This window comes from Companilactobacillus halodurans, assembly GCF_009600985.1.
Classification (GTDB): Bacteria; Bacillota; Bacilli; order Lactobacillales; family Lactobacillaceae; genus Companilactobacillus; species Companilactobacillus halodurans.
Window position 1 is genome coordinate 1 of record NZ_VDFP01000209.1, and the last position, 1,165, is coordinate 1,165.

At 30.9% G+C, this 1,165-nt stretch carries 1 protein-coding gene; it reads left to right on the plus strand.

Annotated features, from left to right (window positions below; translation table 11 throughout):
- The first annotated feature begins 99 nt into the window (after positions 1–99).
- Positions 100–1,026 (plus strand): hypothetical protein, encoded by a 927-nt coding sequence (locus tag FHL06_RS13675; RefSeq protein WP_153387201.1) that lies wholly within the window; start codon positions 100–102, stop codon positions 1,024–1,026.
- Positions 1,027–1,165: the final 139 nt, after the last annotated feature.

Consider the following 1,165-nt stretch of genomic DNA (forward strand, 5'->3'; position numbering starts at 1 on the left):
CTCTTTAAATCTTTCTTATCTTTCATTATTTTCCCCAAATATCTAGTTCATCTTGTTATTATATATAGTAAATTATCCTGCAAATAAAGGGTGGAAATTTTGAAAAAATTAAACAAAAAATATATTAAATGGATCGTTATTCTACTCTTATTCATAATAATCGTATCCTCGTATGCCCTTAACTTAGGAAAAATCAAAGATAAAACAATTAACGGCATTGCTCAGATCACTATCCCTTTTTCTTTGATCGTTAATCCTAAAAACATTGATGAAGATATCGCCCCTAAAGCTATCAGTTTAAATGAAGGCGACATGACCAAAGCCAAGCAAGATGCCATTAACTTAGTCAGTACAATCAATGATGACTATGATAATACGAAAGAACTATCATTTCTATCCAATGAACAAGAGAAATCTTTATTGAAAAAGGTTCACAATAAGCCACACCGTTACATCTCTAAAATGACTCTATTAAATTTTGGTAAGGATATTAATGGTAAATATATTACTATCAGTTGTAATCGTTACGATGACACTAAAACTATTGTCAGTTATCGTTACCGCCTCTATTACAAGGGCGATTCCATTAAGTCTGCCAAATATCTCAACACTAAATCTAATAAATATCCACCAAAATTCGTTCTCGATGATATTGCCATGGGAAAGGCTGGTATTGATCAAGCCAAATCTTTTATGCAACGTCTAAAGACAGCTATCATTAATTCCAACTTGACCGCCACAAATGCTAACGAACCTGGTAATTTTAATCAAATTTCTATTAACTTAGGTTTAAATCCAGATAAAAGCAATATTGGTCTGTTCACTTTAGCTAAAAATTCTAACTCACGTGTCAGCAATTCTAGCATCGTTGGTTATCAAATTTCCGATGTCCCCAGATACACTCGGATCTATATAAAACAATTAAGCAAAGATAATAGTTATTACTATACACTTACCTTTAATCGTAACAGCAGTCGTTTCGTTAATTTCCAAAGAGGTATTATTTCAACAGACGATAATAATTAATATTTTGTTGGTAATTTCATCTTAAATATAAAAAAGAACAGTGACCATTGAAGAGTATTCGAGGTATGTAAAATCTACCTGAATCTCTTAATAGACACTGCTTTTTTTATTGGTAAATTTAGAATCAAAAAATGAATTA